The organism is Streptomyces sp. NPDC052040, from assembly GCF_044548405.1.
Taxonomy (GTDB): domain Bacteria; phylum Actinomycetota; class Actinomycetes; order Streptomycetales; family Streptomycetaceae; genus Streptomyces.
The window spans coordinates 1-24,437 of sequence record NZ_JBIUBV010000027.1; the positions used below are offsets into that span (position 1 = coordinate 1).

Annotated in this window: 20 protein-coding genes; 5 read left to right on the top strand and 15 right to left on the bottom strand. The window is 69.7% G+C overall.

Features of this window, described 5'->3' with window-relative positions; all coding sequences use genetic code 11:
- Nucleotides 1-150 precede the first annotated feature (150 nt).
- Nucleotides 151-1,323: an MraY family glycosyltransferase gene (locus ACIHAA_RS31180; protein ID WP_399823081.1), complete on the bottom strand. Its 1,173-nt coding sequence runs from the start codon at nt 1,321-1,323 to the stop codon at nt 151-153.
- 5 nt (nt 1,324-1,328) lie between these two features.
- Nucleotides 1,329-2,399, bottom strand: coding sequence for an NAD-dependent epimerase/dehydratase family protein (locus tag ACIHAA_RS31185; protein ID WP_399823082.1), 1,071 nt, complete (start codon nt 2,397-2,399; stop codon nt 1,329-1,331).
- A gap of 260 nt (nt 2,400-2,659) precedes the next feature.
- Between ACIHAA_RS31185 and ACIHAA_RS31190 the strand changes: the two genes are divergently transcribed.
- Nucleotides 2,660-3,943 carry a nucleotide sugar dehydrogenase gene (locus ACIHAA_RS31190; RefSeq protein WP_399823165.1) on the top strand — a complete coding sequence of 428 codons (1,284 nt, stop codon included), beginning with the start codon at nt 2,660-2,662 and terminating at the stop codon, nt 3,941-3,943.
- Nucleotides 3,944-4,021: 78 nt separating this feature from the next.
- On the opposite strand, the gene ACIHAA_RS31195 is transcribed toward ACIHAA_RS31190, so the two are convergent.
- The 4 genes from ACIHAA_RS31195 to ACIHAA_RS31210 form a co-directional block, all read right to left on the bottom strand.
- Nucleotides 4,022-4,969, bottom strand: coding sequence for an NAD-dependent epimerase/dehydratase family protein (locus ACIHAA_RS31195; RefSeq protein WP_399823084.1), 948 nt, complete (start codon nt 4,967-4,969; stop codon nt 4,022-4,024).
- Nucleotides 4,966-6,120 carry a glycosyltransferase family 4 protein gene (locus ACIHAA_RS31200; RefSeq protein WP_399823086.1) on the bottom strand — a complete coding sequence of 385 codons (1,155 nt, stop codon included), beginning with the start codon at nt 6,118-6,120 and terminating at the stop codon, nt 4,966-4,968. The genes ACIHAA_RS31195 and ACIHAA_RS31200 overlap by 4 nt, the downstream gene beginning before the upstream one ends.
- A gap of 393 nt (nt 6,121-6,513) precedes the next feature.
- Nucleotides 6,514-6,915 (bottom strand): hypothetical protein, encoded by a 402-nt coding sequence (locus ACIHAA_RS31205; RefSeq protein ID WP_399823088.1) that lies wholly within the window; start codon nt 6,913-6,915, stop codon nt 6,514-6,516.
- 268 nt (nt 6,916-7,183) lie between these two features.
- On the bottom strand, nt 7,184-8,458 hold the full coding sequence (locus tag ACIHAA_RS31210) for a phosphatase PAP2 family protein (protein WP_399823090.1): 1,275 nt from the start codon (nt 8,456-8,458) through the stop codon (nt 7,184-7,186).
- A gap of 508 nt (nt 8,459-8,966) precedes the next feature.
- Here ACIHAA_RS31210 and ACIHAA_RS31215 point away from each other — a divergent pair.
- Together ACIHAA_RS31215 and ACIHAA_RS31220 are read left to right on the top strand one after the other, a co-directional pair.
- Nucleotides 8,967-9,290: an STAS domain-containing protein gene (locus ACIHAA_RS31215; RefSeq protein ID WP_399823092.1), complete on the top strand. Its 324-nt coding sequence runs from the start codon at nt 8,967-8,969 to the stop codon at nt 9,288-9,290.
- A 96-nt stretch (nt 9,291-9,386) separates the two neighbouring features.
- Nucleotides 9,387-9,824, top strand: a complete 438-nt coding sequence (locus tag ACIHAA_RS31220) for an ATP-binding protein (protein ID WP_399823094.1) — start codon at nt 9,387-9,389, stop codon at nt 9,822-9,824.
- A 30-nt stretch (nt 9,825-9,854) separates the two neighbouring features.
- Here the strand turns inward: ACIHAA_RS31220 and ACIHAA_RS31225 are convergent, their stop codons facing one another.
- Nucleotides 9,855-10,454 carry a lytic transglycosylase domain-containing protein gene (locus ACIHAA_RS31225; protein ID WP_399823096.1) on the bottom strand — a complete coding sequence of 200 codons (600 nt, stop codon included), beginning with the start codon at nt 10,452-10,454 and terminating at the stop codon, nt 9,855-9,857.
- 193 nt (nt 10,455-10,647) lie between these two features.
- Complete coding sequence (locus ACIHAA_RS31230; RefSeq protein WP_399823097.1) at nt 10,648-11,037, bottom strand: VOC family protein; 390 nt, start codon at nt 11,035-11,037, stop codon at nt 10,648-10,650.
- A 202-nt stretch (nt 11,038-11,239) separates the two neighbouring features.
- On the opposite strand from ACIHAA_RS31230, the gene ACIHAA_RS31235 reads away from it, so the two are divergent.
- On the top strand, nt 11,240-12,127 hold the full coding sequence (locus tag ACIHAA_RS31235) for a LysR family transcriptional regulator (protein WP_399823099.1): 888 nt from the start codon (nt 11,240-11,242) through the stop codon (nt 12,125-12,127).
- 107 nt (nt 12,128-12,234) lie between these two features.
- Here ACIHAA_RS31235 and ACIHAA_RS31240 read toward each other — a convergent pair whose 3' ends face one another.
- The 6 genes from ACIHAA_RS31240 to ACIHAA_RS31265 form a co-directional block, all read right to left on the bottom strand.
- Nucleotides 12,235-13,584, bottom strand: coding sequence for a hypothetical protein (locus tag ACIHAA_RS31240; protein ID WP_399823101.1), 1,350 nt, complete (start codon nt 13,582-13,584; stop codon nt 12,235-12,237).
- A 369-nt stretch (nt 13,585-13,953) separates the two neighbouring features.
- Nucleotides 13,954-15,129, bottom strand: a complete 1,176-nt coding sequence (locus ACIHAA_RS31245) for a macrolide family glycosyltransferase (RefSeq protein ID WP_399823103.1) — start codon at nt 15,127-15,129, stop codon at nt 13,954-13,956.
- Nucleotides 15,130-15,436: 307 nt separating this feature from the next.
- Nucleotides 15,437-16,375 (bottom strand): DUF6924 domain-containing protein, encoded by a 939-nt coding sequence (locus ACIHAA_RS31250; protein WP_399823105.1) that lies wholly within the window; start codon nt 16,373-16,375, stop codon nt 15,437-15,439.
- Nucleotides 16,376-16,419: 44 nt separating this feature from the next.
- Nucleotides 16,420-16,953: a GNAT family N-acetyltransferase gene (locus ACIHAA_RS31255; protein ID WP_399823107.1), complete on the bottom strand. Its 534-nt coding sequence runs from the start codon at nt 16,951-16,953 to the stop codon at nt 16,420-16,422.
- Nucleotides 16,954-17,233: 280 nt separating this feature from the next.
- The gene (locus ACIHAA_RS31260) at nt 17,234-20,509 is read right to left on the bottom strand and encodes a lectin (protein ID WP_399823109.1); all 3,276 of its coding nucleotides are present in this window, start codon (nt 20,507-20,509) and stop codon (nt 17,234-17,236) included.
- A 927-nt stretch (nt 20,510-21,436) separates the two neighbouring features.
- Nucleotides 21,437-22,276, bottom strand: a complete 840-nt coding sequence (locus ACIHAA_RS31265; protein WP_399823110.1) for an SDR family oxidoreductase — start codon at nt 22,274-22,276, stop codon at nt 21,437-21,439.
- Between the two features lie 90 nt (nt 22,277-22,366).
- Here ACIHAA_RS31265 and ACIHAA_RS31270 point away from each other — a divergent pair, with 90 nt between their 5' ends.
- Nucleotides 22,367-22,738, top strand: a complete 372-nt coding sequence (locus ACIHAA_RS31270; protein ID WP_399823111.1) for a winged helix-turn-helix transcriptional regulator — start codon at nt 22,367-22,369, stop codon at nt 22,736-22,738.
- Nucleotides 22,739-22,864: 126 nt separating this feature from the next.
- Here ACIHAA_RS31270 and ACIHAA_RS31275 read toward each other — a convergent pair whose 3' ends face one another.
- The gene (locus ACIHAA_RS31275) at nt 22,865-24,214 is read right to left on the bottom strand and encodes an IPT/TIG domain-containing protein (protein ID WP_399823113.1); all 1,350 of its coding nucleotides are present in this window, start codon (nt 24,212-24,214) and stop codon (nt 22,865-22,867) included.
- Nucleotides 24,215-24,437 lie beyond the last annotated feature (223 nt).

Below are 24,437 nucleotides of genomic sequence, written 5' to 3' on the forward strand. Positions count from 1 at the left end.
CGGGGGGCGCGGCGGGGGGGTGCGGGGCCGCCCCCCGCCGTTTGCGGACCCCCCGCGCCCCGGGGGGGCGCCCCCCCCCCCGCCGCGGGGGGGGGCCCCCCCCGGGGGGGGCCCCCCCCCCCCACGGCTGCGTCGACGGGAGTTGTTCCGCTACTGCGGGGCGGCGGGAGCGCCCGACGTCCCGGGCAGTGTGGCGGACTTCCGGGCTGCCCGGGAGTGCGGGACCGCGGTCGGCCGGTGACGGCGTCCGAATCCACCCGTGGGTTTCAACTGGGGTGCGACATAGGGGATTCCGGCCGCCGGGGCCGCCGGTGCGGCATGCGGGGCGGCGGGAAGGGCGAGCAGGAGCCGTACGGCGATGACGCCCACCACGCAGGCGGCGACGAGCGCCACGCCGGGGGCGAGCACTCCATGGCCCACCAGCCCCGCCGCCAGGCACCCCGCCACGGCGAAGACGCTGAGACTGCGTACCACTTGATGGATCGTCAGTCCCAAGCGGCGCAGCCGATGGGCGATGTGGTCCGTGCCGCCCTGGAGCAGTGGCCGTGCCTCCCGGTAGCGGGACACCATCACCAGGGTGGTGTCCAGGGTCGGCACGAGGGTGGACAGCAGAAGCACGGCGGCTCCGGTCAGGCCCTCGACATGGCTGTGCACCACCGTCATCGCGGACGCCAGGGTGAAGCCGACGAAGAGCGAGCCCGCGTCCCCGAGGAAGATCCGTGCGGGATGCCGGTTGTGGAAGAGGAAGCCGAGGCAGGACCCGGCCAGGGCCGCCATCAGCACGGCGAGGCCAACCTGCCCGTCGACCAGGGCGGTCACACAGAGGAAGCCGCCGATGACGGCGCACAGGGACGAGGCCGCGCCGTCCATGTTGTCGAGCAGATTGAACGCGTTCGTCACAAAGACGATCCATACGACGGCGATCAGCGCGTCGAACGGTCCGCCGAGGATACTGGGGCTTCCCCCGGCGAGGACGACCACCGCGGCCGCCGTCGTCTCGACGCAGAGCCGGTACCGCACACTGAGCTGGCGCAGGTCGTCGACGAGTCCGAGGACGCACATGAGCGCGGAGCCGCCGAGGAGCACCCCGAGAACCGGGTCGAAGACCCCGCGGGGAAGCAGCACGGCAACCGACGCGGCCAGGGTGGCGGCCGCGACGGCGACACCGCCCAGATAGGGCGTCGGCTTGGTGTGCGCCTTGCGGGCGCTGGGGCGGTCGGTGATGCCGTGGCGCAGGGCGAGGCGTCTGAACGGCTCTGTCAGCAGCAGTCCGAGCACCAGGGCCGCGACGCCCGCGCCCGCGGTCGCGACGGCCGCGGCCACGCCGGTCACCGTCCCGCCAGAGCGGTCTCGGAAGCAGGGGCACAGACGGCCGGGAGGCGTTGCTCCGGGGTGCCGGGCGCGTGGGCGGGGAGGTCGCCGTGCAGCTCGGACCGGGCGTCCGCGATCGCGTCCGCGAGGATGTCGGCGAGGGTGTGCCGGGGCTGCCAGCCCGTCAGGGCGCGGAGCCTGGTGGTGTCGGGGACACGGCGTTCCATGTCCTCGAAGCCCGGTCCGTAGGCCTCGTCGTACGACAGGTGTTCCACCGATGAGACGCTGCCGGCCTGGGCGATGACCTGTTCGGCGAGTTCGCGGATGCTGATCTCGTCGCCCGCGCCGATGTTGAAGGTGTCTCCTACGGCGGCGGGGTGTTCCAGCAGGAGCAGCAGTGCCGCGACGGCGTCGGAGACATGCAGGAAGCAGCGGCTCTGACGGCCGTCCGCGTGGATGGTGAGGGGTTCCCCGCGTACCGCCTGCCGGGCGAAGCGCGGGATGACCATGCCGTACGCAGGGCTCTGGCGAGGTCCCACGGTGTTGAAGAACCGGACCACGGTGGAGGCGAGTCCCCGCTCACGGTGGTAGAGGACGGCCATGATCTCGTCCACGGCCTTGGCCGTGCTGTACGACCACCGGGCGACGGACGGACTCCCCAGCACTCGGTCGGAGTTCTCGTTGAGCGGTCCGGACGAATTCTTTCCGTAGATTTCCGAAGTACTCGCGATCAGAATCCTGCGCGTGTACCGCTGCGCCGCCTCGATGACGTTCTCGGTGCCCTTTGTGTTGATGACGAACGACTGGAGGGGCTGTTCGACGATCAGTTTGACTCCTACGGCGGCAGCCAAATGGACGACGATCTCGCATTCTTCGACCAGCCGGTCGACGAGGGGTGCGTCCAGGACCGATCCGTGAACGAAGCGAAAGCGCGGGTTCTGCTGCGCCTCGGTGAGATTCTCCGTCCGCCCGGTGGTGAGGTCGTCGAGGACCACCACGTCGTGCCCCTTGGCCAGCAATGCGTCCACGAGATGGGAGCCGATGAAACCGGCCCCCCCGGTGACCAGGTATTTCGAACTACGATACATGCGCGGCTTCACTCCGGTTTCAGGAGATGGAGACAGTTTCCGGCACAACTCGATCGGTGGCCGAGCCAAGGTCACCTATGCAATGAGTAGCGGAAAGCGGGGCGCCGTCAGGCCAATCGGCCCCCTTCGGCGCGTCCGCCGGCTACGGAATCAGAGTGATGCCGGTCGGACACATTCCACAGGGCTCCGAAGCTGCCGCCGCCCGTGCATCAATGGGGGCTTGCATGTGCGTATCCGCGTAAAGCATCGGAGTGGTGAGTGTGCATCAGCGCGACGAAGCCGGGACCAAGGGAAAGCTGATCGTCGTGGGGCTGGGGTATGTGGGACTCCCCCTGGCCGTACGGGCAGTCGAAGCGGGGTATGCGGTCGTCGGCGTGGACACGGACGACCTGCGAGTGAAACGCCTGGGTGCCTGCGACTCCTACATCGAGGGCATCGGCGACGCGCGTCTCATGGCCGCCGTGGACACCGGCCGCTTCCGCGCCACGACCGAGTACGACGAGATCGACGGCCTGGACGTGTGCGTCATCACGGTGCCGACGCCGCTGCGCGAGGGGGTACCGGACCTCAGCTTCGTGGAATGCGCCGGACGCAGCATCGCCCGGCACCTCACCCCCGGCTCCACCGTGGTCCTGGAGTCCACGACGTACCCCGGAACGACCGAGACACTGCTGCGCCCGCTGCTGGAGGAGGGCAGCGGGCTGAAGGCGGGCGAGGACTTCCACCTGGGCTACAGCCCCGAGCGCATCGACCCCGGGAACCCCGACTGGCAGTTGGAGAACACGCCCAAGGTGGTCTCCGGGATCGACGCCCCGTCACTGTGCCGGATCGAGCACTTCTACGGCGACATCGTGGAGCGCACGGTGCCCGTGAGTTCCTGCCGGACCGCGGAGCTGACGAAGCTGCTCGAGAACACCTACCGCCATGTCAACATCGCCCTGGTCAACGAAATGGCCATGGTGTCACGGCAGTTGGGCGCCGACATCTGGGAGGCCATCGAGGCCGCCGCCACCAAGCCCTTCGGGTTCATGCCGTTCAGACCGGGCCCGGGCGTGGGCGGACACTGTCTGCCGGTCGACCCGTCCTATCTGTCCTGGCAGGTCAAGAGGTTGCTGAAGCGGGACCTCCGGTTCATCAGCCTGGCCAATGAGATCAACGACCACATGCCCGACCATGTCGTCCGGCGGGTCACCCGCGGACTGAACGAACGCGGCAAGTCGGTCAAGGGAGCGCGTGTGCTCCAACTCGGCCTGGCCTACAAGAAGAACACCGGTGACATCCGCGAGTCACCGGCCCTGGTCCTCGCCCGGTCGCTGCTCGCTCTCGGTGCCCGGCTGGCCGTGGTGGAGCCGCACACCGACGCCTATCTCGTCCCTCTGGACATCACACGGGTGGAACTCACCGAGGCGGAGGTCCGGTCCGCCGATGTGGTCGTCGTGGCGACCGACCACGACTCCTTCGACTACGGACTCGTCGAGCGGGCCGGGGCGTATGTGCTCGACACCCGCAACCGCTGCCGGGGCGAGAGCGTCGAGGTCCTCTGACGGGAACGACGGCAACGACGGGAACCACGCCCGTTCACGAGTCGGCCGGTGCCGCCTCGTGAACGGGACCCCGTGGCACTACTGCTGATCCGCGTGCGCGGGCAGGGTGCGGAACCACCGTACGGTCTCGGCGAGTCCCTGCTCCAGCGGGACCGCCTCGACGCCCGCGAAGAGGCTCCGGAGCATCCCGTCGGCGGCCTGCGAGTCCCGCACATCACCGCGGCGGGGCGGCTCGTGATGGAAGGTGACCGCCGTCTCCAGCGCCTTGGCCAGGTGATGGCCGAGCTCCAGCACGCTGACCCGGGTGCCGAAGGCGAGGTTCACCGGGCTTGCGCAGGTCACCTTGCGCAGGACGGCGTCGGCCAGGACCCGGGCGACCGTCCCGACATAGGTGAAGTCGCGCGTCTGGTGGCCGTCCCCGAACACGGTCAGCGGCCGGCCGCTCAACGCCGCGTCGACGAAGGCCGGAACGACCGCCGCGTAGGCGTGTCCGGCCGGTTGCAGGGGGCCGTAGACGTTGAAGAAGCGGAAGGCCAGGGCGGGAAGGCCGAAGGCATGGCCGTAGGAGAGCACATAGGACTCGGTGGCCAGCTTGCTGGCGGCGTAGGGACTGAGCGGACGTGTCGGCAGGCCCTCGTGCTTGGGCAGCTCGGCGACCGAGCCGTAGACGGAGGACGACGACGCGGCGATCACCTGTGTGCCGTGGCGGCGGCATGCCTCCAGCACACGCACCGTGCCGGTCGCGTTGACCTCGTGGGTGGCGAAGGGATCCGCGAGGGAGCGCGGCACGGACGGCCGCGCCGCCAGATGGACCACGGCGTCCGCCCCGTCCACCACGTCCTGGACCAGGTCGCGGTCGAGGATGCTCCCCTCCACCAACTCCGCGCCCGTGCCCGCCAGATTCGCCGCCGACCCGGTGCTCAGGTCGTCCAGGGCGACGACCCTGCCGACGGACTGCCGCGAGACCAGCTCACGGCAGAGGTTGGCTCCGATGAATCCGGCGCCGCCGGTCACTACGACCTTCATCGGTTCGCACCTTTCGTCAGGGAGGTCGGCCACCAGCCGTGGGCGACGGCGAGGGAGGCGTAGAGGTCATGGGTGTCCTGGACCAGGCGCTCGGCTCCGAAGCGCTGTTCCGTCCAGGTGCGGGCCTGCCGCCCCATGAGTCGGCGCAGCCCCTCGTCGCGCAGCAGTCTGACGGTGTGACGGGTCAGCTCATGGGCGTCGGGAGGAGCCAGCAGGCCGGTGTGCCCGTCCCGCACCACCTCCGGCACGCTGCCCACCCGGGTCGCCACCGCGGGTACCCCCGCGAGGCCCGCCTCGATGAGGCTGACCGGCATGCCCTCGTTGTCGGACGTCAGCAGCACCAGGTCCGCGGCCGCGTACACGGTCTCCACATCGGCGCGCCAGCCCAGCAGATGGAGCGAGTCGTGCAGGTCGGCGGCCTTCGTCAGTTCGTCCAGCAGATCTCCGCCGCCGCACACCAGGAACCGGGCGGTCGGCACGGCGCGCCGCACGTCCCGGACCACCGACAGAAACCGGTCGGGCCGCTTGACCCGCGTCACGCGCCCCACGTAGGCGACGACAGGGCCGTCCTCCGGCACGCCGAGGCGTCTGCGCGCCTCCGGGCGCGGGGCGGGCACGGCGGCGGTGGTGCCGGGCGGTACCACCGCGTATTGCTCGGGGCGTCCGATGCCTGCGGCCAGGAGGTCGTCGCGGACCGTGCGTCCCACGGCCACCAGGCGGTCGGAGACGGTGGCCAGGCGGCGCTCGGCCTGGATCACCAGCCGGGTCTTCGCCGGTGAGAAATAGCCGTGCAGAAGGTGTCCGTGGTAGGTGTGCACACAGGCCGGTGCCCGCGCCGCAACGGCCGCCAGGCGGCCCAGAGTTCCGGCCTTGGCGGTGTGCGTGTGCACGATGTGCGGACGGAAGCGGCGCATGGCCGCGGTCAGGGCGGCCAGCGCGCGCAGGTCGTCGGTGGGCCGTACGGCACGCCCGAGGGTGGGCACCCGGCAGACCTGCACATCGGGGGCCCGCTGCTCGACGTAGTCGGCCTCGTCCGGACCGACCGACCCGGCGTACAGCCGATGGTCGAACAGCTCGGCGTCGAGGCCGCGCATCAGGGTGGAGACCTGGAGGGCCGGACCACCCACGTTCATCCGGGCGATGATCCTCATGACCCGGATACGGGAGTCATCGGGGCCGACCGTGCCACTCCGGGCCATCACCATTCAGCCTCACCCGCGTTCTCGGCCAACCGCTGAGGCGGGCAGCGATTCATGATCACGACAGGCAGTGATGCTGGCAGCGGGGCCGGGGGAGGCGACGGAGACGTACCGGCCGCCGGGCGAAAAGTACCCCAACGGCCTACCGGTCAAAGGCTGTCGCCGGGCAATGCCCGGGCGCGCGCGGCACGGGGTCTGATCACCGGTCTCGGCACGGCGAACGGACCTTTGGTCTACGGCGTCTACGTCACGTGCGGAGGCTTCGGCTCTGCGCGGGCGGCGTCCCGGCCCGAGCCGGGACGCCGTGCTGCCGCATTGGTCGTCACGGCCGCCGAGTACGGTGTGTCATCGGCCGATCACCCTGATGAGGGCGGTGAGCGTCCGGTGGGACCTGAGGCCCCTGAGTTCGACGAGGTGGTTTCCGCGGTCGGTGCGCCACGGGATGGTCACCCTGCCACGGGCGACTCCCAGCCGGTCCGCCCTGACGGTGTCCAGGACGGCTCCGCGCGGGCGCAGTTGGACGACGACCGTTTCGTGGGGGGCGAAGCAGGTGCCGCTGAAGGTCAGGCTGCCTCCGGCAGGTACCAGGACGCGACTGAGGGTGAGCCGGGCGACCGGGGGGTACGTCGGGCACGGCGTCGACGGCTGCGCATGGGCGGCCGGTGCCTCTACCAGTGGGGCGGCGACAAGCAGGGCAGCCGATGCTGCCGACGCCAGTGCGACCCGCCATCTCGGCGATGCCTTCATCTTCGTTCGCTCTCCTCGTCTCGGGGTGACGTGCCGTCGGGGCAGGCTGATGAGCGTCAGCCGGATCACCGGTTCAAGACCTGGATACATCGAACTAATGGGACATATCGTCACCGACGGGCATGAAGAGGGCAGAACTCACCGGGTGATGTAGCGCCTGCACGCCGGGGAAGTGCGCCGCCGGTCCGACCGGGTGACCCGCCGCCGCTGTGCACCACGGGGTGACAGCGGCAGCGGCTTCGAACCGCTCGGTCCGCGAGTCCCCGGCTCAGGTCACCAGTTGAGGGCGCGGTTCGGGCAGCGGCGCCGGTGCGGCCTTCGGCTCCCACAGTCTGGTGGTCCGCACAAAGTTGTGGATCACCGAGGCCATCGCCAGAAGGAGAAGCGGTCCGAACACCCAGGGGTGCCGGGCCATCTCCAGCGGCAGGAAGCGGTAGGACACCAGGAGAGCGGCGAAGACCGCTGTGCCGTGGGCGACAAGCCGGACTCCCGACCTGTCCCAGCCTCGCGCGAGCGACTGCATCGCCGCCTCGACGGTCAGCGCGAACACCGCACCGGCGACCAGGTCCACGCCGTAGTGATAGCCGAATCCCAGCGTCGCGCCGAGCGTGGCGACCAGCCAGAAGGCTCCCGCGCAGCGGAGAACCCGCGGGCCCTTGCGCGAGTGAATGAAGATCGTCGTGGCCCACGCGGTGTGCAGGCTGGGCATGCAGTTGCGTGGGGTGATCCCGTCGAACGGCATGGGGTGCGGGGCACCGACCGGCGGCAGCGTGTGCGGCCACAGGTCGGCCGCCGCCCAGTGGCCGCCGCTGGCGCCAAAGGCGAAGACCGGTCCGACCACCGGGAAGATCATGTAGACGGCGGGCCCGAGGAGTCCGATGACCAGGAAGGTGCGCACCAGATGGTGGCCGGGGAACCGGCGCTCGTCCGCCACGTTGCGCAGCTGGTACAGCGCCACGACGACCGCGGCCACCGCGAGCTGGACGTAGACCCAGTCCAGGACATGGGCGCCGATCGGGCCGGCGGCCTCGACGATCCGGCCCACTCGCCAGGACGGGTTGCCGAGGGCGTGATCGGCCGTGGCCAGATACTGGTCCAGCACCGCCGGGCGGGTTTTCGACGTGATGAGCAGCCAGGTGTCGCCCGTCTTTCGGCCGGTCACCAGCAGCAGACCCAGCCCGACGCCCTTCAGCAGCAGGGCGCGTTCCTGGCCGGTGCGGCGAGTGAGGGCGATGACCGCACAGCCCAGGATCACCCACAACGCACCGTTGCCGAAGGGGTGGCCGCCGGTCACCTTGATGTCAAACGCCCACCGCACCAGCACGATGGCGAGGTCGATGCCGATCGCCGAAGCCGCCGCGATGAGCCGCTCCCGCCAGGTGAGCACCACCATGACCAGGCCCAGGCTGGCGTACAGCAGGAATCCCGACTTGGGCGGATATATCACCTCGCGCACCTGGTTGGTGACGGGCCCCGGCAGGCCGTAATGGCGTGCGGCGATCTCCAGCGCGACGAGGAACCCGAGGGCCACCGTGGCCGCCACGGCCCACAGCAGGGCTCGCGGCCGACGCCGCGCGGCAGAGATGATTCTGCGTATTCGCGGGGTCGCCCGCGATTCCATGGGTATCAATTGTTTTAACCGTTTTGTCAGATGTTGGTCAGATGGTCCACTCTTTTCGCCGGATAGCCTGGTGTTCCGGTGAAGGACGGGCGATCGGGGACTCGCCCATGAGTTCGATCATGTTAGCGGAGGGACGGCCGGGGATCCCGGGTCGCGGGAGATCCCGCGAGTGCCGGACCCCTAGGTGATCTGGCACACCATGCTCGACGGCCCGACCGAACCCGGGGAACTCCACCGGATGCCGACCACCACCCGAGGGCCCTTGTGCGACGGTCCGGCACACGCTTCACCGCGTCCCGGGCGAAGGGAACTTGAAGTCCGGCATGGCGCACTTTGTCTTCCGTGGCCCGATCACCGCACTTCAGAGGGAGTGGCATTTGCCGGGGACTGGTGTGAGGATGGCCCGATGCCTGCCGCCTTCGAAACGAAAGTGCACCTCACACGCTACGAGCAGGTCTTGGTGATCACGGTGCGCGGTGAGCTGGACTACGACGACGCCGAGGACATCGAAGCGGCCTTCGACGAGGCCGACCAGGCTGCGCTGCCCACCACCGCGGTGGACCTGTCCCAGGTCACCTTCGCCGACAGCACGCTCCTCAACGCCCTTCTGAACACCCTCCGCCGCCATGAGACCAGCGGCCGCGACCTCGTGCTCCTCGGCCCCCTGCAACCGGCGGTGAACAGGGTCCTGGCCGTCAGCGGGACGCTCGGCCACTTCACCATCGCCAGCACCGGCCCCACGCCCACCAGCTGACCCAGGGGCCCATGAGAGCGACAACAGCGGGTAAGCGAAATAGCGCAACAGCCCCATCACGCGGTCAAAAGGTAAGGAACGACACACAGGAACGCCATGGTCATCTCGCTCAGGAATCAGGCATGGGACGTACGGGAACCGACAGTGCCCCTGCGGTACAGCGCCGTGTGGGAGGCGGAGCAGTCGCCGATCGCCGAGGCCCGGCGGGCCGTGCGCACGCTACTGGCAGAGGCAGGACATCCTCCGCAGGACCGGGCGAGCGAGGACGCCCAGCTCGTCGTCAGCGAACTGGTCACCAATGCGTACCGCCACGCGCCCGGCCCCGGGGGGCTCGACCTGGAGGTCATACCCGGAGCCGCCCTTCTCCGGATCGCGGTCCGCGACAGCTCTCCGGACCTGCCTGAGCTGCGGGCGCTCGATCCCCACCGGATCGGCGGCCACGGTCTCCGGCTGGTCACCCACCTGTGCGCGCGGGTGGAGACCACCCCTCTGGACTCCGGCAAGCAGGTGGTGGCCCACCTGGACCTCCGCTGAGGACCGAAAGAGGCCGACGGCTGCGGCCGCTCACCCCGTGACGCCGTCGCACGGACTGCCGCAGTGCGCGAGAGCCTCGGCGGCCTGGGGCCGGTAGGCACGGAAGCGGCGAAGGTACGACCGGGCCATGGGCCCCGGCGGGACGCCCCGGGCGAAGGCCCGCATATTGCGTTCGCCGGTGTTGTACCCCAGAGCGAGAAGCTCGTCGCGGGTGAAGCGGCGCACATGCCGCTCCGGGAGGCTCCGGTCCAGGTCCTTCAGATGGAGGGCCGCCGTGTGGATCGCGAAGGCGGGATCGTCACGCAGGTCCTGCCACTGTCCCGACAGGTCGTGCGACCGGCGTACCCGTTCGAACGTCGCACGGTGCATATTGGCCAGTCCGAAGGACGCCCCGGGCTTCCACCACTGCCACAGCCGCTCCAGCAGCGGATGGTGCGGCTTGTACGCCTCGTTGTGGAGCACGGTCATCACCAGCAGAGGCGACACTCCCGCCTCCTCGGCGCTGCGCACCACGGAGGCGGCGTAGTCGGCGGGATCGTAGGCCCTCGGCAGCAGCGGTGGCGTGCGGACCCGATCGTCGCCCTCCGGCTGGGACTCCTGCTTCGACTCCGCCACCGATCGTTCGGCCACCCTCGCTCACCTCTCCCCTGCCGCCCGCCGCCGCGCAGGGGGCAGGGCGTCCGCCATTCCGGAGTCTCGTGCCCCCGCGACCCGCACCACAATCCAGTACGGCGGGAATACACACCGGGCGGCCCAGTGGGGCCCGTGCGGCCCGATGATGCCAGTGCGGCCCGATGATGTCCGCCCGGTGCCGGTCGGGTGCTCAGGCCTCCGATGGGTACCACCGCAGTTCCACGGTGTTTCCGTCCGGGTCCTGAACGTAGAGGGAGATCGCGACACCCCGGGCGCCGAAGCGCTCACCGGGGCCGTCCAGCACCGTGAAGACGCCGGAGTCGATGACCTGCTGCCAGTCGAGCGGTTCGACCACCAGGCAGATGTGGTCGACGTTGGAGCCCTTCGGCTGTCCGGCGGCCGGTGTGACCAGATCGATGATGGTGGTGGAACTGACGCGTACGGACGGGAAGGGGACCTTTCCGGCCCGCCACTCCTCCACCCGTACCGGTTGCAGACCCAGGGGGCCGGTGTAGAAGGCGAGTGCACGCTCGATGTCGGCGACGTTCAGCACGAGATGGTCGAAGGCGATCACACGCATCGGGGTCTCCATGGGTTCGGGTCGGCGCTCTGGGCGCGACCGACGGCAGAGCGGGAGCCGACCGCTTCTGGGCGCGCCGGTCCGGGGAGGCGGCCGGTCGGCGGTTTCCCGTGGCCTGCCTCTGAAATGAGCATCGCCGACCAGGTATCCAGCGGTCCAACACATGTTTGTCATCCCGTCCATCGCGTTCCACGATGGATGCATGGATCTCCAGCAGATGCGCTACGTCCTCGCGGTGGCGGAAACCGCCAGCTTCACCCGCGCGGCCGAGCAGTGCCATATCGTCCAGTCCGCGCTGAGCCACCAAGTGGCCCGGCTGGAAAAGGAGTTGGGCACCCGCCTGTTCGAGCGGACCAGTCGCCGGGTGCGGCTGACCACCGCCGGGGAGGCGTTTCTGCCGGCGGCCCGCCAAGCCCTGCAAGCGGCCGAGCGTGCCCGTGCGGACGTCGCGGCGGCCACCGGCGAGATACGGGGCAGACTCACCGTCGGGTCGATCCCCACCGTCACGGCCGTCGACCTCCCCGCGGTGCTGCGGGACTACCGGCAGCGCTACCCCGAGGTGCGGATCAGTCTGCGGGCGGGCTCCAGTGAACGCTTCGCCGAGGAGGTGCGGGACGGCCGACTGGACGCGGCGTTCCTCGGTGTACAGCCCGGATTCCGGACGCACGGCGTCCACGACAAGGAACTGGCTCGTGGGAAGCATGTCGCGGTGGTCGCCCCGGACCATCCGCTGGCCGCCCGGCCCGAGGTGGATCTCGCTCTGCTCACCGAGGAGGTGTTCGTGGACTTCGCCGACGGCAGTGCCGCCCGCGCCCAGTCGGACCAGGCGTTCGCGGCCGCCGGTCTGCAGCGCGAGGTCGCCTTCGAGGTGTCCGGCGTCGAACTCATGGTCCGGATGGTGCGCCATGGCTTGGGCATCGCCCTGCTGCCCGCCGCGTTCACCGTCGAACTGCACGGACTGCGGTGCGTGCCGATCACCAATGGCCCGGAGAGAGAGGAGCGCCTCATCTGGAACCGGTTCACTCCGTCACCCGCGGCTGCGGCGTTCCTCTCCCTGCTGGGTGTGCATGCGCCGTTGTCGGCCGACTGAGTCGTGCGGTTGCGGACCGGGAGACCACCGCGGTCCGGGGTCTGGGGTCTTCGGCCTGCGGCCCACGGTTCGCAGGCCGCTGTCTTCGGCTGTCCGGCTTCCGTGGTTCAGGAGTCCGCGAGGCGGACCAGTCCGCCCAGGCAGCCGACGTACACGGCACCGTCCGGCCCGATCGACACCGGCGCGTAGTGGTTGTTGAACAGTGGTCCGGCGCCTGCCAGACGGCTCCACGCCCGTTGTCCCGTCCGCACGTCCAGCGCCGTGAGGTACCAGGCGTCCGGGGCGCCGAGGGAGTGCTCTCCGCTGCGGTAGGCCAGTTCCGCGGCGGACGGGTGGGTGTAGGTGTACAGCATGCCGTTGCCCAGAGCCGCCTTGCTGACCACGCTGGGGATGCGCTCAGTGGTGTTGGACCAGGCGATGCTGCATTTTCTGCGCGCGTAGTCGACGTGCACCCGCACGAGGCCGGGGGTCGTGTCGGGCTGCCGTTCTCCCGCAACTCCCTTGCGCAGGGCGTCACTTCCGAGAACGTACCCGTAGTTGTTCTCGGCGATGAGATCCCCGTCCACGGCGATCAGGCTGTTCTCGTCGGCTCCCTGCCCCGCCGGGAAGACCGGCTCGGCGCACACTCCGGCCGGTCCGGCCTTTCCGCGGGCCATCACCAGCACATGCATCTTCGGGTCGGCGTTGTCCGTGATGGCCACATAGCCGCCGCCCGGTCCCGACGCCGGGCCGATGAGGGTCGGAGTGGTGCCGCTGCCCTGGCTGAGCTGGCCGGGCTTCTGCCGGGTGCCCCGGTCGTACGGGGCGCGCCAGGTCGCGTGGGGTGCTCCCCCGGGTCCCGCGTCGAACCGGTACAGCGCATGGTCGCTGACGACGAAGACTCCTCCCGACTCGTCGACCGCGATGCTGTTGGCGATCTGCTCGCCGTGCAGTGTCTGGGACCGAACGGCGCCGGTGGCCAGGTCGACGGTGCCGACGACGCCACTCCTGGTCACGAACCACAGGAGTCCCGACCAGTCGGGCAGGGCGGAGACGATCCCCGAGGTGCCGATGACCGGTGTCAGGTCATAGGTGCGCTCGGTGATGAAGGTGTCGCCCCGGATCGCCACGACCTGGATGCCGCCCGTCTTGGTCGGTACGACCACGCGGTCCTTGTTGTCCAGGTAGAAGTAGCCGCCGCCCGTCACGTCCGTGGAGCTTGTCCCGACGGTCCCGGGGAGATTCAGGCCGGCGATGGTGCCGAGGTTGCCGGGATCCAGCAGCATCAGCCGCGGCGCCCGCCCCGGCGCCATGCAGACGGTGACCAACCGGCCCCGGGAGTCGAAGGTGACCGAGCCGCACAGGCCGCCCTGGAGCCGGGTGCGGACGGTCAACCGGCGTCCCGCGGGGCCCGCTTGGGCGTAGGTGTCCGTCTGGTACGCGTCGTCGTGCAGATTGCTCGTGCCGTTGGGAGCCATGAAGGGGTTCGTGGGAGCGGCTGGGGCGGTGACCGGGCTCGCCACGACCGCCTGGCCGGTGAACGGCCTGAGGTGGACTGCCCGAGGGTCGCTGGGGATGGGCAGGGCGGGCAGGCGGGGATGCTCTGCCGATGCGGTGGCGGGGAGCGCGGCGAGCCAGACTGTGGCCGCCGCCAACCCCAGGAAGAGACCCTTTCCGCGCATCGCGTGACCGCCCTTCAGAAGCCGGAGGGCCCGCAACCTACTCAGGAGTCGGTTGGGGCACAATGCAACGCGTCGCGATGGCACCTCGACGGGGCGCGGATCCGGTCATGCTGCCACCGGTGTGGGGATCCGGCCATCACCGCGCCGGCCGTCGGGGCGCTGAGGTCAGTCCAGCATGTTCTCGATGAGGTCGGCGGCGCGCGCGGTGCCGCCCTCGGCCTGTGCAGCGGCGCGCAGCAGTGCCGAACGACGGGCGACCTCCGCGTCGTTGACCAGGTCGTTCAGGGCCGCCCGTAGGCTCTCGGCGGTGGCTTCCGCGGTGTCGAGGCGTCGGGCCACGCCCAGTTCCACGAGCCGGTCGGCGTTCATGAACTGGTCGGCGGCCTGCGGTACGGCGACCATCGGGACACCTGCCATGAGTCCTTCGCCGCAGCCGCCCATACCTGCGTGGGTGACAAAGGCGTCTGCCTGCTTCAGGATCGCCCGCTGCGGGACCCAGGAGTGCACCTCGACATTGGACGGGAGGTCGCCGAGTTCCTCCGGGTCGGTGTACTTGCCGATCTGGAGTACGACGTGCCAGCCCGGCAGACCGCCGTAGGCCGCCAGGCACTGGCGGTAGAACTCCGGTTGCCGGGTGTACGCCGAGCCCAGGGAGATCAGGAGAACGCGCTCCGCAGCTGCCGGGCGGCTCCAGGCGTCGGCGTCCGCCGTGGCGTCGAAACAGGGCCCGACGAAGGTCACCGTGCCGGTGTCGACCCGGTCGGCGTGCGGCTGCATCGCCCGGGTGATCAGGGCCAGGGATCGCGAGGGCGGCCCGGAGAAGGCGTCCACGTCGGCGGTGGCCGCCCCGCAGTCGGCGAGCCACTGGGCGAACCTCGCCCGATACGCGTCGGCGCCCGGCAGTTGGCGCACATGTGCCGCGACATCCCGGTCATAGCCGTCCCAGGCCACGAATGTCGGCGACAGCTGCATGAGGGGCCGGTTCTGCGTTTCGGCGAGGGCACGCGCCGCGTAGGCGCCGATGTCGTACAGGTAGAGGTCCGCCGGGTCCTGATGGTAGGCGGAGCGCAATTGGGGAAGCGCTTGGACGGCGTTGTCGAGGAAGAGGTCCATCACGGCGATGGGATCGTGGGGCCAGATGTTGTCGACGACCGGCAGCACGGAGGTGCAGGTCACCAGTTCGGCGCCGGTGGGGGCGATCAGAGGGGCGACCGCCGGATCGTTGGCGTAGGTCACCCGGTGGCCGCGGCCCACCAGCTCGCGGATGATCTCAAGGCTGGGCAGGACGTGGCTGACGGCGGGGATGCCGACCATTGCGATATGGGCACGGCGACGGGACATGGATGATCACTCACTTCAGGTCTACGGCGAAAGGGACACGGCGAGCCCGCGCGTCGGCCTCTCCGAGAACGTCGGAAGGCGGCGCGCACTGGGGCGGGCGGGGTGGCGGGGCGCTGCCCCGCCCGTGTCAGCCGTAGATCTGAAGGAAGGAGAACATGTCCGCGACCCTAGCCCGCCCCCAGGCTCCGGGGCATCTCCATTACCGTCGGCTGCCGCCCTCCGGACCGGCGGTGCCGTTCGGTGTGACCATCCGTGCCTGGCGGCCCCGAGGCGGAGACGGATCCGGTCTCGGCTCAGCCGATCGCCTCTACCACCACGGCTGCACGCCCTCCTCGGCCACAAAATCGACGAAGTCCATGTTGGCGATCTCAAGATTGCAGGCCATCGATCCGACCATGCGGCAGGGAAGGACAGCGGGCTGCCCCGGGGTGTCGTAGAGGTCGACGGAGATCAGCGGACGGCCGGGGTCGGTGAAGGTCCGGGCATCGGCGAGGACGACCATCGGGGCGTGATCCTTGGGCGGGACGAGCGCCGGGACCGATCCTGCCTCAAGTCCCTCGAAGGCCGGGTCGTCGACGACCAGTGCCGTCAGGGGGTATTCATCCACGTCGATCTCGTCGGGGTCCAGATCCGAGCCGACCCAGCCGTCCTTGTCGACCCCGCCCAGTTCGTCCAGCAGGGCGCGCCAGCCGTCCTCGTCGTCGAAGGAGGTCCGCACCAGCAGGACGCCTTCGGTCGAGGGCAGCGCGGGGAAGTCGCGGGGGGCCGGTGCCGTCGGAGCGGGGAAGGCCGGCCGCCCACGGCCCCCTTGGTACATGCCGTAGATGTCCATCTCGCGCACCAGGTCGTCAAACGTGAGTACGCCGGTCTGGAGGACTGCCAGGATCTCGCCGAGCCGGGCGGACGGGACCCGGACGCCGCGCCCGGGTATCGCCACCAGGTCCACCAGCAGCGGCCCTTCACCGCCGTACGCCACAGTCATGTCCGCCAGGACGACGACCGGCGGGAGGGAGGCGCGGTCACCCGGGACAAGTGCCGAGACATTTCCACCGTGCAGAAAATCCCATGCGGGGTCTTCGGCGAGACGGAGACGCACCCGGGCGTCTCCCAGGACGAGCGCGCCGTCTTCCCGGCGGCCTCCGATCCCGTCGAGAAGGTCGTCCCACTGGGCCTTGCCGTCCTGGTAACTCGTGCCCACCAACAGCACTTCGCCGGGCTCGGGTTGGGGGAACTCGGGAAAGGTCATGGCTCTCCTTCGAGGGATGGACGCGATGGCAGGACACTAGCCCACTATCGAACACTTGATCCAATGAGGTCACCGTGACCGCCACCCTCTCCGACACTGAAAGTGATCCACGCGTCCGGCGGGAGGTCTGGGCGGTTGGGTACCGGTCGGTGTTCCTCGGACCATGCGTCACCTGCGATCTCCGATGCGACGCGGCGCCAGAATTGAGCGGCGGTCGGGTTGGCGTCCTGGAAGGCGATGTCCCACGGCCCCGGGTGTTTGGCCAGGACCTGTTGCACGGCCTGCAAGCCGATGCCCCGTCTGCGGGCTCCGCGGACGACGAAGAAGCTGTTGAGTACGCGTGCCGGTCCGGTCAGGGCGCGGACGAAAGCGAGACCGACGGGTCGGTTGTCGCTTGCCAGGAGGTACGGCGCCCAGTCGGCGTCGGTGAAGGCCGACTCGAGCCGATCGCTGCGGAACCCTCCGTCCGGATTGGGCAGCACCTCACCGAATTCCGACATGTCGTGGCAGAACATCAGCCACAGCCGCTCCATCACGGGGCGGTCGGCAGGGCTCGCGAGACGCACGGCGGTCGGCATGGGGTCCTCTCCTGAGTGATCGACCATAGGAGCTGGAGCAGCGGTCAGAGATGGAAATGGCGCTCGGGCATGAAAAAAGCCTCCCCGGTGGACTTGCGACGCGACCGGGGAGGCCATAGCTCTCTGGCGGACTGTAGCAGGTGGCAATTCCGGTTCCGGAGCCCGCCACTCATTGACTCATTGGTTGGGTTGGGTTGGGTTGGAGCGGGTGGATGGGAAGGGCGGGGTCGGCCTCCGGGGTTTCTTTCGGAGGCCGACCCCGCCCTTCACTGGCTCCTGCTTACTGGCCGATGCCGTAGGCGAACAGGTGGTCGGTGCCGGTCGAGCCCGTGACGGGCAGGGTGATCGAGGCGATCTGCTTGGACGGGTCGAGCGGGACCTTGGTGGCGAAGACGTAGGCCTTGACGTTGTCACGGCCTCCGCTGCCGGTGTTGCGGTACGCCGTCGTGGCGGCGGTCGTCTCACCCGGGAGCGGCTTGCTGGAACCGGCGTTGAGGGTCCAGTCCGAGAAGCCGACCGTGGCCTTGGCGGTGGTGCCGTCGGTGTACGTGACGGTCACCGTGCCGGAAACACCGCTGCCGTCGGTGGGGGCGTTGGTGGCCGTGCCCAGCAGGCCCAGGGCCGCACCCGAGGTACCGGTCGGCATCGGGATCGTCTGCCCGGCCATCTCCAGGTTGTCCAGTTGCCCGGACTTCACCGCGGGCCAGGTGTAGGAGACGCCGTCGACCGTGACCGCGGCGCCGCTGGAGACGCCCGCGGCCGACAGCGCGTTCTGGGAGAGCGCCCAGCCGCCGCTGTCGAAGCCGCCGGAGAACTTGGTGCCGTCGGGGTAGATGCCCTCGTTGGTGGCGAAGGGCCACAGCGCACCGGCCTTGGCCACGGCCACCCGGAGGGTCGCCCCGGTCAGTGCCGTCCCGCTGCTGTGGTCGCTCAGCGCAAAGGTCACCGGGAAGGTGCCCTCGTCTGCGCCCGCCGTCACATGGACCTTCTCCTCGGCGCTGCCCGAGGCGGGCACTTTCACCGAACCGGACGCCGTGTCCAGGGTGACGCCGGAGGGTGCCGTCGCCGTCCAGTCGACGGTGACGTCCTTGCCGCCCAGGTTGGTCAGCTGGAGCGTGGCGTCGTCGGAGGCGCCCGGCTGGAGCACCAGGCCGCCGGAGGGGCCGGTCGCGGCCAGCACCCGGTCGCCGCCCGTGGTGTCCGAGGGCGGTACCGCCGCGGGGCCGGACGCCCAGGACGTGTTGGGCTCGGTGCCGAGGGTGAAGTCGACCGTGCCCGCGCCCTTGAACTGCTGGTAGGTCAGCCAGGAGGTCTTCCATTCCTTGCCCTTGACGTCGAGCGACTGCACATAGGGCGCGTCGGACGCGGCCTGCGGCGCGTTGATCCGCACCGTCCTGCCGTTGCCGAAGGCCACCTGGGCCACCGGGAAGACCGGGCTGCCGAGGACCAGGGTGTCCGCGCCCGGCGTCTCCGGGTACATGCCGAGTTCCGACCAGACGTACCAGGAGCTCATCGCGCCGAGGTCGTCGTTGCCGAAGGAGCCGACAGGAGCGTTGAAGTACAGCTTCTGCTGGGCCTGGCGGACGGCCTCCTGGGTCTTCCACGGCTCGCCCGTGTAGGCGTACTCCCAGGGGATCTCCACGCTGGGTTCATTGCTCAGATCGGCGTTGGTGTTGCCGGGGTGCGTGATGTTGTCGAGCAGGCTGTCCAGATAGGACGAGTACGCCTTGTTTCCGCCGCGGGCCTGGATGAGCTGCTGAAGGTTGAAGGGGACCATCGGCGTGTACTGGGCCGAGGTGCCCTCCACGAAGCCGTTGGAGGTGCCGGGGGTGAAGCCGCCCGCGAACTGGCCGTCGTTGTTCCTTCCCTGCATATAGCCGGTCTGCGGGTTGAAGACGTTCATCCAGTCCTGGGCGCGGGTGGCGAACTTCTTGTAGACGTCCGTCCTGCCCAGCGACTTGGCGAAGGCGGCCAGGGCGTAGTCGGCGGAGTCGTACTCCAGTTGAGTGGAGACCGGGCCGTAGAAGTTGCAGCAGCCGTAGTCGTGCTCGTCCAGCGGGAGATAGCCCTTCGCGTCCCGCACCGCCTCGCCGGGCCGGTCGTTGTTCGGCACGGTGGCCTGGTGCTGGAGGGCGGCGAGCGCCTTGTCGGTGTCGAAGCCCCGGGCGCCGAAGGCGTACGCGTCGGCGATGATCCCGGCCGCGGGGTCGCCGACCATGACGTAGCTCTCGCCGTTGTTCGAGGCCCACTTGGGCAGCAGGCCCGTCTGGTCGTAGCCGTTGAGCATCGAGGTGACGACATCGCTGGTGACCTTGGGCTCGGTCATCGCCATCAGCTGGGTCTGGGAGCGGTAGGTGTCCCAGCCCGAATAGTTGGCGTACTGGGCCTGCTGGCCCCTGGCCAGCTTGTGGACCTGGTTGTCCATGCCCATGTATTGGCCGTTGACGTCCGAGAACACGTTCGGGTGCAACAGCGCGTGGTAGAGCGCGGTGTAGAACTGCACCTGCTGGTCCGAGGACCCGCCGCCGATCTGGATCTTGTTCAGCACCTCGTTCCAGGCGTCGTGCTGGGCCTGCTCCACGGCGCCGAAGTTCCAGTTCTTGATCTCGGAGGCGAGGTTGTCGGCCGCGTTGGCGTCGCTCGTGTACGAGATGCCGACCTTCGCGCTCACCGTCGGGTCGGTGGCTGTGTCGAACGTCAGATACATGCCGTTCGCGCCCGTCGTGGGGGGTCCGGCTGCCCTGTCCGTGGCGGAGCTGCGGGATGCGGTGTCGGCGCTCGGGGCCGGGGACGGTGTGCCGGAGGAACTGCCGCCGCTGGTGCCGCCGCTGCCGTGCACGGTCGGGGACGGCGCCGCGGGAACGGTGAAGCTCCGCTCCCGGATCGGTGCCGACGGATGGGCCCGCAAGGTCTGCTGGGCCCTGCCGGACGTCAGCGACGTGGCGCCGGAATTGATGGTGCCGCCCACCCAGGTGCCGCTCGTGGTGAACGGCTGGTCGAACTTGATGTCGAAGTGCAGCGTGTAGCGGTTGCTCGCGCCGCAGAAGTGACCGCTGTCGATCGAGCCGCTGATCTCCTTCTTGTTCACCACCTGGACGCGGGTGCCGTCCACCTGGGTGGCGCCTCCGCTGAGCTTGAACAGCAGATTCGCCTGCTTGCCCGCGGGGAAGGTGAAGGTGCCCAGGCCCGCGTGGGTGGTGTCGGTCAGCCGGGTTTTGACCCCGTTGGCGTCGGTGACCTGGTAGGCCCCGATTCCGGCCTGCTCGTCGCCATGGCTGAAGCCGACGGATGTAGTGCCGAGGCTGCCGGACAGCGCGCCGGTCACCGGCAGGACGGGCAGGTCGCCCGCGACGCCGCAGCCGGGCCCGGAGAGGTGGGTGAGACTGAAGCCGGAGATCTTCTTGTCGTTGTATTCGTAGCCGCCGCCCGAGGGGCGGTGGGGCGTTGTGTCGGGGCCCCACTGCACCATGCCGGCCGGCATGTCGGGGCCCGGGAAGGTGTCCACCGCACCCGAGGTGCCGATGAGGGGGTTGACGAGGGACGCGGGGTCCTTCACGAAGGGCGGTGTCGCGGTGCTTGCGGCCTGGGCGCCCCCGATCGCCGGTAGGGGGAGTACGGCGATGCCTAGGACGGAGACCACGGCCAGGCGTTGGCGAAGTCTCTTTCGGTTACGTGGCGCAGCTGAACGTCGAGGTCGGACCATCGGTTGCCTCCGCAGCGGTTCGTGCTTCGCACCTGAGGTGCTGACGTGCCGAAGAACGGCAAACGCCAGCTACAGGCAACGGTGCCGGTCGCTCCAATGGACGCCTGACAACGTTGCCATGCACGAGTGTCGAGTGAAGCGCTTGTGCTTGTGGCATGTCAACGAGGCCAACAGGACTTTCTGCTCGCGAAGTTCGCGGCGGGGCGTGTGGGGGCAGCGGGCGACGGGTTCCTGCGGGGCCTCTCCCCCGGTCGGCGTCATCAGGGAGGGGTGCGTGGCCACAGGGCGGCGCCCTCTTCGCAGCCGACGGCTCCTGTATCGCAAAAGCGAAGGAGCAGTTGCGGCGTAGGTCGGTCGAGCGGGCGGCCGGGACGGCGGCGGCACGCCTGCGGTGGGGCACCGTAGGGGTCGTGTCCGTGACAGTGGTGACGGTCGCGGCGGGGGTGGCCGGGGAGGGCTGCCCGGCTGCCGGTCCGGCTCCCTGCCCAGCCACCGGTCCGGCTCCTGCGCAGCCGCCCGTACGGTTGCCCTGCCCGGCTTCCCGTCCGGCTCCCGGTTCCGGCTTCCGGCCCGGCTCCCGGGCCGGCTCCCGGGCCGGCTCCCGGGCCGGCTCCCGGGCCGATTCAAGCGGGCAGTTCCGGGGGAGGAGAACGCGGGCGAGGGCCGCCCCCACCCCGTGGCGGAGGCCCGGTGAGGCCCCGTCACCAGGCCCCGCAGCAGGATCCGGTTGGCCAAGACCGGTCCGGCCCGTCCGCCCCGGCTGTCCGCCGCCGGGCACTCTCAGCGGAAGGCGTCGACGTTACGAGCTGCCCAGTCGGCGAACGGGCGCGGCGCGCGGCCGAGGATCCGTTGCACATCCGGGCTGACGCGCAGTTCGGCCGGGCTCGGAGAGCCGAGGATGTCCAGGGTGTCATCGGCGAGTTCCGCCGGCAGACTCCGGGTCATGGCGGCCTTGGCCTCGTCCCGGGTGAGCTCGTGGAACCTCACCGGCGAACCGAGGGCGGCGGCGAGAGCCTCCGCCTGTCGGCGCGGCGTGATCACTTCAGGGCCGGTCAGCTCGTAGACACCGCCCGTGTGCCGCTCGTCCAGCAGGCAGGCCATGGCGACCTCGGCGATGTCCGCCGGGTCGATGATCGGCACCCCGATGTCACCGAAGGGCGCGGCGACAACGCCCTGGGTGCGGACGGACTCCGCCCACCACAGGGCGTTGGAGGCGAAGCCGCCCGGCCGCAGGACGGCCCACTCAAGGCCGGACTCCCGCAACGCGTCCTCCACCGCTCGTATCGCGACCCGGGTCGAGCCGAAGGGCCTGGTCGCCACGCCCTGCGAGGAGAGCAGGACGACCCGGCGGACCCCGCTGGCCGCGGCCTGGCCGATGACGTCGGCCGGTCGGGCCCCGGCGGCGTGCAGGTCGCCGGACAGCAGCAGAAACAGCGCCTTCGCCCCGGCCAACGCGGGCTCAAGGCTCGCCGGTTCGGTCAGGTCCGCCAAGAGATGGCGGACTCCGTCCGGCGCCGCTGCCTCATGCCGCGACACCGCTGTCACTTGCTGTCCCGCCTCGGCCAGCGCCCGCGTCAACGGCCGACCCACATTTCCGGTAGCCCCGGTCACCACAATCATGACTGCTCCTCGTTCGAGATTCTCTGCGCCGTTCACGCTAGGAGCCGGGCTCACTTTCGGTAAGGACATACCTCTGGGTAAGCTCATGACATGGCGGGAGGCGTGCAGTTCACACGGACCGAGGCAGGCGAGCGGTATGACGTGTTTCACACCGACTGCCCGGCGCGCAATGTGGTCGACCATGTGACCAGCAGATGGGGCATCTGGGTGTTGATCTCCTTGCGGAGCAACGACCTGCGGTTCTATGAACTGCGTGAGAGCATCCAGGGCATCAGCGAGAAGATGCTCGCCCAGACCCTGCGCTTGCTCGTCCAGGACGACCTGGTCTGGCGGAAAGTCGAGCCGACGACGCCGCCCCAGGTCACCTACGGCCTGACCGACTTCGGGCGGGAGGTCGGCGAGCCGCTGACGGACCTTTTCGACCGGATCACACGGCGGCTGCCACCGTCCGGGGCGAGCTAACAGGGCGTGCCGGTCGCACGCCTGGTCCGCCGGTTCGCCCGTGGCCGAGGTCCCGCACCCACCACGGCTGGGAATCCGGCGTGCTGTGCGTTGACGCCGCCGCGGCCGCCCTCTTGGCGTTGCCGGTCAGACGGTCGCGAGTGCCAGCGGCCCGGTGCCGACGGTGAGGGCGAAGGTAACCGTGTTGGTGGCGGTGTCGATGACCGAGACGTTGTTCGAGCCCTGGTTGGCGACGTAGGCATGTGTGCCGTCCGAGGTGAAGGCCACGCCGTAGGGGGTGGTGCCTACGGTGATCGTGCCGGTGACCGTGTTGGTGGTCGTGTCGATCACCGACACCGTGCCCGAAGCCGAGTTGGTCACATAACCACGGGCACCGTCCGGGGTGATGGTCACCCGGCGCGGGGTGGTGCCGACGGTGATCGTGCCGGTGACCGTGTTGGTGGCCGGGTCGATCACCGACACCGTGCCCGAACCCGAGTTGGCGACATAGCCTCGGGCGCCGTCCGGTGTGAAGGCCACCCATCGGGGACTGGTGCCGACGGAGATGGAGCCGGTGACCGTGTTGGTGGCCGTATCGATGATCGACACGCTGTTTGAGCCCTGGTTGGTGACGTAGACGCGGGAGCCCGCCGGGTTGACCGTCACACCGTAGGGATTGCTCCCGACGGTGACACTGGTCAGGACGGTGTTGGTGGCGGTGTCGATGACCGATACGTTGTTCGTGCCGGTGTTGGTGACGTAGGCGCGCTGAAGGGTGTACGTGAATCCGCTGGGCACTGTCACGGTGCCGCCGGTGGTGGTCACCACGACCGTGGCCCTGCCGGTTCCGGCCGGGGCGGTGCCGGTCAGGGACGTTCCCGCGGCATTGACCGTGACACCGGTGGCGGCCACTCCGTTGAACGTCACCTGAGCACCCGTCAGGTTGGTTCCGGTGAGGGTGAAGGCAGTGCCGCCGGATGGTGAACCGAGCGCGGGCGTGAGGGAGTTGACGGTAGGGGTGCCGACATAGGCGTAGGTCACGGTGTTGCTGGTGCCGCCCGCCGTGGTGACGCTGACGGCGACCATGCCGGCCACGGCCCCGGCCGGCACGGGCACGCCGATCTGCCGGTCCGTGATGACCGTCGGCACGACGGACCGGTCACCGAACTGCACACTGGTGGCCGAGGCCAGCTCGGTGCCGTACACCGTGATGACACCACCGCCCCCCAGCGGGCCCGAGGCGGCACTCAGGGAACACACGAAGGGCGGCCCGAAGTACCGGAACAGCGCGCCGTTACTGGTTCCCCCGCCGGTGGTCACCGTCACCCACACCTCACCGGCGCCTGCGGGGGACACCGCCGTGACCTCGGTCGACGAAATCTGGGTGATGTCGGAGGCCGGTCTCGCTCCGAACATCACAGCAGTGGTACCGGTCAGATGGGTACCGGTGAAGGTGACCAGGGTCCCCCCGGCTGAGGACCCCCGATTCGGGGACATGGGCATGCCAACCCTCCTCCATGTGACCACGAATGCCACCGGCGGGACCCCAGGCCATCGGCGCGGACCGGCGGCGCCAGGGCCGCGGCGGCTCCATGACTTCCGGAACACCCGGCCGAATCAAGGACGGAACGTTCCGCCAGAGAAAACAGACCGACCCACCAATTTAACTAACCAAAGTGATACATGCCGCCAGATGAGCGACAAGAGGGGTTACACGGAT

What these genes read in the sequence shown, in the direction of transcription:
- ACIHAA_RS31185 (WP_399823082.1), bottom strand. Translation starts at nt 2,399, where the DNA reads ATGTATCGTAGTTCGAAATACCTGGTCACCGGGGGGGCCGGTTTCATC.
- ACIHAA_RS31195 (WP_399823084.1), bottom strand. Translation starts at nt 4,969, where the DNA reads ATGAAGGTCGTAGTGACCGGCGGCGCCGGATTCATCGGAGCCAACCTC.
- ACIHAA_RS31200 (WP_399823086.1), bottom strand. Translation starts at nt 6,120, where the DNA reads ATGAGGATCATCGCCCGGATGAACGTGGGTGGTCCGGCCCTCCAGGTC.
- ACIHAA_RS31205 (WP_399823088.1), bottom strand. Translation starts at nt 6,915, where the DNA reads ATGAAGGCATCGCCGAGATGGCGGGTCGCACTGGCGTCGGCAGCATCG.
- ACIHAA_RS31220 (WP_399823094.1), top strand. Translation starts at nt 9,387, where the DNA reads ATGGTCATCTCGCTCAGGAATCAGGCATGGGACGTACGGGAACCGACA.
- ACIHAA_RS31230 (WP_399823097.1), bottom strand. Translation starts at nt 11,037, where the DNA reads ATGCGTGTGATCGCCTTCGACCATCTCGTGCTGAACGTCGCCGACATC.
- ACIHAA_RS31235 (WP_399823099.1), top strand. Translation starts at nt 11,240, where the DNA reads ATGGATCTCCAGCAGATGCGCTACGTCCTCGCGGTGGCGGAAACCGCC.
- ACIHAA_RS31240 (WP_399823101.1), bottom strand. Translation starts at nt 13,584, where the DNA reads ATGGCTCCCAACGGCACGAGCAATCTGCACGACGACGCGTACCAGACG.
- ACIHAA_RS31245 (WP_399823103.1), bottom strand. Translation starts at nt 15,129, where the DNA reads ATGTCCCGTCGCCGTGCCCATATCGCAATGGTCGGCATCCCCGCCGTC.
- ACIHAA_RS31250 (WP_399823105.1), bottom strand. Translation starts at nt 16,375, where the DNA reads ATGACCTTTCCCGAGTTCCCCCAACCCGAGCCCGGCGAAGTGCTGTTG.
- ACIHAA_RS31255 (WP_399823107.1), bottom strand. Translation starts at nt 16,953, where the DNA reads ATGCCGACCGCCGTGCGTCTCGCGAGCCCTGCCGACCGCCCCGTGATG.
- ACIHAA_RS31265 (WP_399823110.1), bottom strand. Translation starts at nt 22,276, where the DNA reads ATGATTGTGGTGACCGGGGCTACCGGAAATGTGGGTCGGCCGTTGACG.
- ACIHAA_RS31270 (WP_399823111.1), top strand. Translation starts at nt 22,367, where the DNA reads ATGGCGGGAGGCGTGCAGTTCACACGGACCGAGGCAGGCGAGCGGTAT.
- ACIHAA_RS31275 (WP_399823113.1), bottom strand. Translation starts at nt 24,214, where the DNA reads ATGTCCCCGAATCGGGGGTCCTCAGCCGGGGGGACCCTGGTCACCTTC.